Source organism: Pseudanabaena sp. 'Roaring Creek', assembly GCF_001402795.1.
Classification (GTDB): Bacteria; Cyanobacteriota; Cyanobacteriia; order Pseudanabaenales; family Pseudanabaenaceae; genus Pseudanabaena.
Map to the genome: position 1 here is coordinate 1 of NZ_LIRE01000210.1, position 7,758 is coordinate 7,758.

Here is a 7,758-nt window from a genome sequence, read left to right on the forward strand (position 1 = left end):
CATGGTTAATTTTGGCTGCTGCCGACTTACCATTTTTAGTGATTTGTTCTAGTTTTTGGCGTTCTTCTTCGGTTAATGTCACTTTGTATCGTTTTGCTGACATACCTTTTTCCTTACTATTTTCTGTCCCTTTATTTTACCCGCCAAATTATCTTTGACTGTCTACTAGATTCTTCGATTTTAAAATTCTCTTGCCATTTGTCTTGTCTAGGATGATAAAGTCTAATAACATCGCCTGTTTCTAAATCGATAGAAGCAACATCACTACCCTTCGCTTGATTGCACAGTGAGCAAGATAAAGCTAGATTTTCTTCTGTGGTTTTGCCTCCATGCTTTTCAGCAATTACATGATCTACTTGATGGGAAACTAAAGTTAAGCTTTCGGGAATTAGGCAATATTCACAACAGTTTTGGGCGCGATCGCTGACTAGTTTTCTAAGTTTAGTGGAAATATAGCTTTTACTCATTGACTCGTCTGGAGCTTTATCAGGGCTTGAGTCTTGGCAAGGCGCACGAGATGCTCGATAAACTCATAATGCTGCCATAGTAGGCGATCGCTTTCATTAAAACCTTGTGTACGATTTTTTTCTAATAGGTTATCAATTTCTTGCTGTGCGTCTGGCGCGAGGCGTAAATTTAAGACTTCTTGAGGGGATGGAAGTTTGGCTAAAAAGTGCAATATTTCGGTCAGTCCCGAAAAACCATTATTGGGATTAGCATTCATTTCTCGCAATCCTAGCGCCAATATTTGTGGCAGCTTATCCTGCACAGTGGTGGCGATATCGTCTGGTATGTCTATGGTGATTTGCATAGGTTGGCAAGTGATTGTTAATGTTAGCTTTTAGAATTCATTTTATCAGATCGCCTAAAACATCCACACTTCCGCCACACAAGCGATCGCCCCCAATCTCAATCACAAAGCGATCGCCTAAAATCCCTACTTTTCCCAAACAAGCGATCGCCCTCTCAACAAACCAACAACATCAAACAGCGTCAAACACAAGTTAAGATTAGAGGAATCCCAACACACATAAATACTAAACTTTAAGATGAGATTTGAGTGGGATGAGCGTAAAAATTAGATTAACCGTGCTAAACATGGATTTGACTTTGCTGATGCTTATCTGGTTTTTAATATGCCGATGGTTGTTGAACTTGATGCAAGAGCAAACTATGGAGAGGATCGGTATATCGGTATTGGTTTACTTCAAGGTCGTGTCGTAGTTGTTGTCTACACAGAACCTGACGAACAAACCATTAGGATTATTTCATTAAGAAAGGCACTATCTTATGAACGCAGATACTATGAACAATACCTCGAAGACTGATTGGGAAAGAATTGATGCAATGGGTGATGAAGATATTGATACATCTGATATTCCTCCTCTATCAGCAGAGTTTTGGGCTAAAGCAAAGTTGAGAATTCCTAAACAAATTACAGCATCAGTTCAAATCGATCCTGAAACTTTTGCATGGTTTCAATCGCAAGGTGAGAATGCGGCTCAGCAAATGTCTGTCGCTTTAAAAATTTATGCAGAAGCACATAAGTCTTATGTAACAACGACAAAAGCTTAGAATCTCTTTTAGTAAAATGCCATATAGTTCTTAATCTCAATCATAAAGCGATCGCCTAAATATCCACACTTTCACCGCACAAGCGATCGCCCCTCAACAAACCAACAACATCAAACAGCGATCGCATCTTTATAAATTAAATGTTAAGCTACAATAAATTGACTTAGCCATAAGCAAAATAACCTATGGACATTACTATTCATCTTGAAAAAGAGCAAGCGGATAAACTTAAATATATTCAGCAGCAAACTAAGCAAGATGCATCAACAGTTCTAAATCGCTCTCTGGCTGAAGCGATTGATGCTTATTACCAACAAATTCGAGCTTCTCATCACGCTCCTTTGGCGCGACTACGACAAAGTAAGTTTATTGGTTGTTTTAAAGGTGAACCAGATCTAGCCACTAATTCAAAGGAAAATTTCAAAGCGATCATTAATGAGAAATATGCTCCTCGCTGATACTGGATTTTTCATTGCTTTGGGAAATAATGGCGATCGCTACCATTCTATGGCTATCCAAGTAATTTCTACTCTCAGAGAAGCACTAATTACCACCTATCCCGTGATTACAGAAACTAGTTATCTTTTAGCAAGAGATGCGGTATTGGCTGTGCAGTTTGAATTTTTGACTGAAGTTGCTAATGGGACGTTTCCCGTTTTTGATTTCCAAAGGCAACATCTTTCTCGCATGGTTGAGCTAATGAGACGCTATGCCAATTTACCGATGGATCTTGCTGATGCATCTTTGGTTGTTTTGGCGGAACATTTGGATCATGGCAGAATTTTAACTTGCGATCGCCGTGATTTTAATATTTACCGATGGAATAACAATAATCTGTTTGAGAACTTGCTAATAGAAGAAGTCTAGCTATTGTGTTTATGATAATCGCCCCTAATCTCAATCAAACAGCGATCGCCCCTCAACAAACCAACAACATCAAATAGCGATCGCCCCTAATCTCAATCAAACAGCGATCGCCCGATAAATTTCTACTGCGATAGAAAAGCGATTGCAAAATCCATCAATCCAAACAAAGCCATTATTGTGATGTGATCGCCATAATAGCCAATAAAATGCTTTTTTATTGGCTGAAACCTATCTCTTAAAAAAGCATCCATAGTATCCCCAAGGAGGTTCGTCAGAAGCTTCTCCTTGTTCAACTCTTCTGACTCCTACACATTGAAAAAGTTTAGTTTGACCATTCTCAAATAGTCCATATGTAGCAATATTGTCACTATTTTGAATTCCAAAATCAACCATGCTAATAAAAGGACATGAATTAGCTATAGAAGAACTAATTGATGATAAAAGTTTGTCTGCTCGAATTAGGTCATTGGCTAAATATCCACTTATTGAGAACCTCAGTCTTAGCGGTCTATCGTCTAAATAACTAGGTCTTTTCTTAATTGCATTGTCAATATAACTTCTGACTTCAAGGTTTCTAGCTAGTTCAATTTGTTCATGCGCTGATTTAATTGCTGTATTACATTTGTTGTTTCTAAAAACCGAAGAAGGATTATAAAACTCTTGTTGCCATTCAAGAACTGACAAAATATTAACTACAGGAATAAGATCTTTGCCATTTAATTCTTCTACTTGCAAAGAATTGACAAAACCTTTGCCACGAATACCAAGCCCAGCTTTATACTGAATATATGCTTGTGTATCTAAATTTGTTGAAATAACTGTATAGTCGCGAACACCGTTTCCACCTTCAGATGCCCATATTAGTGAATGATTGTTTTTTACTGCGGAATAAAAAATATAATTTCCACCGTAGGGTGTGCGAAAGCATGAAGAGAATGTCGATACACGCCATCCTTCTTGTGAAATATAAAAGGCTGTTAACTTTCCACAATTTGCCAAAACTCTCACGCTAGGTTTATCAATAGGCAACGCATCTATTTGTAATGATACTTGATTAAAAGTAAAAGCAGTCAAGAGAAAGATTGATATCAGATTTTGTGTTCTCATAATCATGTATCTAATGAATTCAAAAATAAATTTTGAGAGTAGTCATTAATCTCTACTTTTTATAAATTCTAAGACTGCCTCAATATCTTGCCGTGAGTAATATCCTTTATCAGCACTTGGTTCAAAAACGTCTGCTGATGCGGCAGCATCAAAATGTAGTCTAGCTTTCTCATAACCAGAAACATGGAGACGCTTAATCATTTCTATAACTTCATCCTGTGGTAATTGATCGTTCGCAAGCTTTGAAAGAAGAAGCATCAATCCGTCATCCCCTAAAAATTCACTGAGTTCAGCATCACATAGTCCAGATGCATATGTCTCTGTATAACTGTAGCAGCCCAATGTGGATGAGGCTTTGAGAGGACTAGCTGATAAGTGATGAACAAGTCGTAAACCTCTACCTTTTAAGATTCCACCACTTTTGTACTCTAACCATTCCATCCTGCCATCAGATGGTGAGTCAATGAGTGTTCCGCAAGTATCACAAATCCATCCTTGTGAGATATCCATGTCTTGTCTTAAACCTTTACTTTGATTTTGAATATGATAAATGAAACAAGCAAATTTATTCACAATTAGCTGGTGCATCAAGTTGACGTAATTTGCGTAAAGCCCTTTCCTGTATATCTGATGGTAGCTTACACGATCGCACACCTTGCCAAATCTTCTCGGTTTCTTTACAAGCGAAGGAAATAGTCATTAAAGCCTAAACACCTAATTCGCGATCGCCCAAAAATTTAAACTTGACTCACAACTGGCGATCGCAACTTAACCAAAGACTTTTGCAACACACTTGGCTTAACACTCAACCAAACTTGATTGCGATCGTCCTCAGTATATCCAACTACCACTGCCCCCACAGGCGAACCAATCTCAGGATACATTTCTGGAATCATCGCCCCACTATCCAAAAAATCTGGAATCTGGATAATTCCCTTTACATACTCATCCCCAATATCAACAAACACCCCAAAAGGCGCATGAAACTCTACTTTTCCGTAAATTAACTTCCCAAGCTGATACTTAGTTTTGACCTGATTCCAAAATTGACTATTCATTAGGCTAATTGCAATACTTGAGGTGATGGTAAGGGCTTACCCGATGCTTCGTAATCTTCGATTAAAAGTTCTAAAACCTCCTCTGCATTAGCGATCGCCTCAGCATAAGTATCTCCATGCGTAAAGTATCGCTGCAAGGCATTGGAAAACTCAGGTAATTCTACCAAGTAGCATTTGTCTTCATCTGACCAAATAATGTTAATCCGATATTTGTGATTCATGACTCTTTATCCTTTAAAGCATTTAGCGCAGACTCAACTAATTTCTCAAGGTAAGATTTTGCATCATCTCCATCTTTCCCAGCAATGGTTAAGGGTAATTCTGGCAAAAGGGGATGTAACCATCTTTGATGACTGCCTTTTGTCCGCACCACTCGGAAACCTGCTTTAGATAGAGCAGACCTTAACTCTCTAATCTTTTTGGGCATAGGCTTATTATAGACCCAGACAATCTTGCGTACTTTTTATTTAATTCTTCATTTTCAGCTTTATGATTTTACCATATAACAGGTTTGAAATCGCCACTTACGCGATCACACACCTTACTAACCATTACTAGCGATCGCCTACAACCATTATCACAGCAAGTTAAACTAGATATTATTTGCCGACTAACCCTGATGTCATACAGCGAGTTTAAGACGATCGCCCAAGTACAAGAAAAATTTGGCTTGACGATAAAAGAATCGGAAAATTTATTTGTGGATATCCAGCCTTTGACGATTAGTGACTATCTGCAACAAACCCTAAAACGCAATCTCTCCATTGCCAATGCCATCAATACCGAAAAAGCGCGATCGGAACTGCTGATCGCGCCGATCCTGCTAGAAATTCGGCAAATCTTCGATCAAAAGGTTGGCTTCTTCTCTGGGACAGAATTTAATGTTGATGTAGAGGCTGGCTTAAATGGATTTTGTGATTTTCTCTTGACCGCATCTAGTGAAATCTATGAAATATCTTGTCCAGTGATTACCCTTGTGGAAGCGAAAAACGAAAATATTAAAGGAGGATTAGGACAATGTATCGCAGAAATGGTTGCTGCTCAACGTTTTAATACCAGAAGTGATAATAATTTTCCTGTTTATGGTGTTGTGACAACAGGAATGATTTGGAAGTTCTTACGCCTTGGAGACAAAACACTTTGGATCGATCAAGAAGATTATTTCATCAAGGAAATTGGTAAATTACTGGGTATTTTGTCTAGCCCGTTCCAATCTTACTTTTAGAATCCTCAAATTTACACTTGACTTACAATTGGCACTCTCAACTTAACCAAAGACTTTTGCAACACACTCGGCTTAACACTCAACCAAACTTGATTGCGATCTTGTTACTGAAATGATTATCTAATGTAACGCTGCGATCGGAACTATTTGACGCAATATATCGCCTAAATTCCTTTTTGCTTCCATCAACTCATAGGCATAATGCAACCGCAAAAAATAACCATCCGACAACCCAAAGTAGCGACATAACCGCAAATCCACATCCGCAGTCATCGGAGCCTTACCTTGAATAATTTGCTGAATACTCAAATATGGCAACCGCAAACTATCAGCCAAACTATTTGCATTAATATCTAATTCTTCCAAAAACTCATACCGCAAGATTTCGCCAACATGAGGATTACGCAGTAAAGTATCTTCCATTGTCCTTGCTCCTAATGATAATCAACAACCTCAACATCATAAGCATTTCCATTTTGCCAAACAAAACACAGCCGCCATTGCTTAGTAATGCGAATACTGTATTGTCCGAGGCGATCGCCAACAAGTGCTTCTAGATGGTTAGCTATGCGAAGATCTTCTAGATTTAGCTGACACATCAAGTTGACGTAATTTGCGTAAAGCTCTTTCTTGGATATCTGATGGTAACTTACGCGATCGCAAACCTTGCCAAATCTTCTCGGTTTCTTTACAAGCAAACGAAACAATCATTAAATCCTAGACATCTACTTTATTATCACTACTATGAGATCGCCTAGCAGGAATAATTCTAACCTTAAAACTAAAAATTAACATGATTGCAAATCTTCGGGGAATTGAGGATCGAGGATTTGGGCGATCGCATAGGGACAATCGGACGGTAAATCAGGATAATCGAGAAGTGTTTCTCGCACAACCAAGGATAAAGCCAGTCTATGAGCTTCGATTACCGATTCATTGAGATAGGACTTCAAACTCGGATTATCTTTTAGATGTAATGTTATGCGATCGCATTGTTCGATAATGGTTGATCGCCAGCTTTTACCACGCAATTCAGGTTGAAACTCCCACTTCAGCAAATGTCCAATCAAAACACCCAAACGATTGCGAAGTTCTTGTTTTTGCTGCTTACCCAACGACTCAATTTCCTCCACCAAATTCACGATGTCTAGAGACTGCCATTGACCGAGCCTTAATAGTTCTGACTGCTCCTGTGTCCAAGCATAAAAGTCAACTTCATATAAATCAGTAGCTAAATCAGGACTTGTGTTTACTGGCAGTTCCAACTTTGACTCAAGCATTATGTTCAAGCCTGCAATACATTACCCACAACTATAACAAACCAGACCTACCATACAGTAGGTTTAAAATCGTCATCATTAGCGATCGCTACTCCATCCCCTGAAGGCTTAATTACAAATAATCCTTGACGATAGGCATAACGATCTATCCCCTCATTAATTTCAATTCCTGCCACAGCACCATAGGCTTTATAGTTGCCGTAATGAGGAAAGGAATCTTTAAAGCGTGTTAACTTCTCAACAAACTCATCCACGTCATCCTTTGATAAACGGGACTTACATTCCACTAACACTAGTTCCGTATCATCCACAGCCAGAATATCTATCTCCATCGCAAATCCTTGACGCTTAGTTCTGGCGCGAGGATGTACTTCTTTTACATCAATGCCTTTTTCTTGAAATAGCCGCAATACCGCAGGTTCAACTAACTCCTCAACAAAACGTCCCCACCTTGTTGTCAGTGCTTCAACTGCCTTACTAGTAGACAGTCAAAGATAATTTGGCGGGTAAAATAAAGGGACAGAAAATAGTAAGGAAAAAGGTATGTCAGCAAAACGATACAAAGTGACATTAACCGAAGAAGAACGCCAAAAACTAGAACAAATCACTAAAAATGGTAAGTCGGCAGCAGCCAAAATTAACCATG

The 7,758-nt window shown here is 38.7% G+C and carries 15 protein-coding genes and 2 pseudogenes; 5 read left to right on the forward strand and 12 right to left on the reverse strand.

Annotation, left to right across the window (positions count from 1 at the left end):
- Window positions 1–131: 131 nt before the first annotated feature.
- Together AC805_RS06790 and AC805_RS06795 are read right to left on the reverse strand one after the other, a co-directional pair.
- On the reverse strand, window positions 132–467 hold the full coding sequence (locus AC805_RS06790; protein ID WP_231662481.1) for an HNH endonuclease: 336 nt from the start codon (window positions 465–467) through the stop codon (window positions 132–134).
- Entirely contained in the window at window positions 464–811 is a 348-nt protein-coding gene (locus AC805_RS06795) for a hypothetical protein (RefSeq protein ID WP_055074715.1), read from the reverse strand. Before AC805_RS06795 ends, AC805_RS06790 begins: the two co-directional genes overlap by 4 nt.
- Window positions 812–1,082: 271 nt before the next feature.
- Between AC805_RS06795 and AC805_RS27290 the strand changes: the two genes are divergently transcribed.
- The 4 genes from AC805_RS27290 to AC805_RS06810 all read left to right on the forward strand — a co-directional run bounded on the left by AC805_RS27290 (window position 1,083) and on the right by AC805_RS06810 (window position 2,442).
- Window positions 1,083–1,328 carry a BrnT family toxin gene (locus AC805_RS27290; RefSeq protein WP_369122825.1) on the forward strand — a complete coding sequence of 82 codons (246 nt, stop codon included), beginning with the start codon at window positions 1,083–1,085 and terminating at the stop codon, window positions 1,326–1,328.
- Window positions 1,291–1,575, forward strand: a complete 285-nt coding sequence (locus AC805_RS06800; RefSeq protein ID WP_055074716.1) for a BrnA antitoxin family protein — start codon at window positions 1,291–1,293, stop codon at window positions 1,573–1,575. Before AC805_RS27290 ends, AC805_RS06800 begins: the two co-directional genes overlap by 38 nt.
- A 185-nt stretch (window positions 1,576–1,760) precedes the next feature.
- Window positions 1,761–2,033 (forward strand): hypothetical protein, encoded by a 273-nt coding sequence (locus AC805_RS06805; protein WP_055074717.1) that lies wholly within the window; start codon window positions 1,761–1,763, stop codon window positions 2,031–2,033.
- Window positions 2,020–2,442, forward strand: coding sequence for a type II toxin-antitoxin system VapC family toxin (locus AC805_RS06810; RefSeq protein WP_055074718.1), 423 nt, complete (start codon window positions 2,020–2,022; stop codon window positions 2,440–2,442). The genes AC805_RS06805 and AC805_RS06810 overlap by 14 nt, the downstream gene beginning before the upstream one ends.
- Before the next feature lie 228 nt (window positions 2,443–2,670).
- Here the strand turns inward: AC805_RS06810 and AC805_RS06815 are convergent, their stop codons facing one another.
- From AC805_RS06815 to AC805_RS06835, 6 genes are read right to left on the reverse strand one after another with little or no spacing between them, the layout of a single operon-like run.
- On the reverse strand, window positions 2,671–3,549 hold the full coding sequence (locus AC805_RS06815; RefSeq protein ID WP_055074719.1) for a hypothetical protein: 879 nt from the start codon (window positions 3,547–3,549) through the stop codon (window positions 2,671–2,673).
- A 45-nt stretch (window positions 3,550–3,594) separates the two neighbouring features.
- The gene (locus AC805_RS06820) at window positions 3,595–4,122 is read right to left on the reverse strand and encodes a hypothetical protein (RefSeq protein ID WP_156341332.1); all 528 of its coding nucleotides are present in this window, start codon (window positions 4,120–4,122) and stop codon (window positions 3,595–3,597) included.
- Window positions 4,115–4,249, reverse strand: a complete 135-nt coding sequence (locus AC805_RS27090) for a hypothetical protein (RefSeq protein WP_269433558.1) — start codon at window positions 4,247–4,249, stop codon at window positions 4,115–4,117. The genes AC805_RS06820 and AC805_RS27090 overlap by 8 nt, the downstream gene beginning before the upstream one ends.
- Window positions 4,250–4,286: 37 nt before the next feature.
- On the reverse strand, window positions 4,287–4,607 hold the full coding sequence (locus tag AC805_RS06825) for an RNA-binding protein (protein WP_055074721.1): 321 nt from the start codon (window positions 4,605–4,607) through the stop codon (window positions 4,287–4,289).
- Window positions 4,607–4,828, reverse strand: a complete 222-nt coding sequence (locus AC805_RS06830; RefSeq protein ID WP_055074722.1) for a type II toxin-antitoxin system HicB family antitoxin — start codon at window positions 4,826–4,828, stop codon at window positions 4,607–4,609. Before AC805_RS06830 ends, AC805_RS06825 begins: the two co-directional genes overlap by 1 nt.
- Entirely contained in the window at window positions 4,825–5,034 is a 210-nt protein-coding gene (locus AC805_RS06835; protein WP_055074723.1) for a type II toxin-antitoxin system HicA family toxin, read from the reverse strand. Before AC805_RS06835 ends, AC805_RS06830 begins: the two co-directional genes overlap by 4 nt.
- A gap of 192 nt (window positions 5,035–5,226) precedes the next feature.
- On the opposite strand from AC805_RS06835, the gene AC805_RS06840 reads away from it, so the two are divergent.
- Window positions 5,227–5,832 (forward strand): hypothetical protein, encoded by a 606-nt coding sequence (locus AC805_RS06840; RefSeq protein WP_055074724.1) that lies wholly within the window; start codon window positions 5,227–5,229, stop codon window positions 5,830–5,832.
- 120 nt (window positions 5,833–5,952) lie between these two features.
- On the opposite strand, the gene AC805_RS06845 is transcribed toward AC805_RS06840, so the two are convergent.
- The 4 genes and pseudogenes from AC805_RS06845 to AC805_RS06860 form a co-directional block, all read right to left on the reverse strand.
- Window positions 5,953–6,255, reverse strand: coding sequence for a HigA family addiction module antitoxin (locus AC805_RS06845; RefSeq protein ID WP_055074725.1), 303 nt, complete (start codon window positions 6,253–6,255; stop codon window positions 5,953–5,955).
- Window positions 6,256–6,266: 11 nt separating this feature from the next.
- Window positions 6,267–6,543 (reverse strand): annotated as a pseudogene (locus AC805_RS06850) (type II toxin-antitoxin system RelE/ParE family toxin).
- A gap of 77 nt (window positions 6,544–6,620) precedes the next feature.
- A complete protein-coding gene (locus tag AC805_RS06855; protein ID WP_055074726.1) occupies window positions 6,621–7,112 on the reverse strand; it encodes a DUF29 domain-containing protein in 492 nt (163 codons plus the stop codon).
- A 47-nt stretch (window positions 7,113–7,159) separates the two neighbouring features.
- Window positions 7,160–7,594 (reverse strand): annotated as a pseudogene (locus tag AC805_RS06860) (DUF3782 domain-containing protein); the annotation flags it as partial.
- Window positions 7,595–7,758 lie beyond the last annotated feature (164 nt).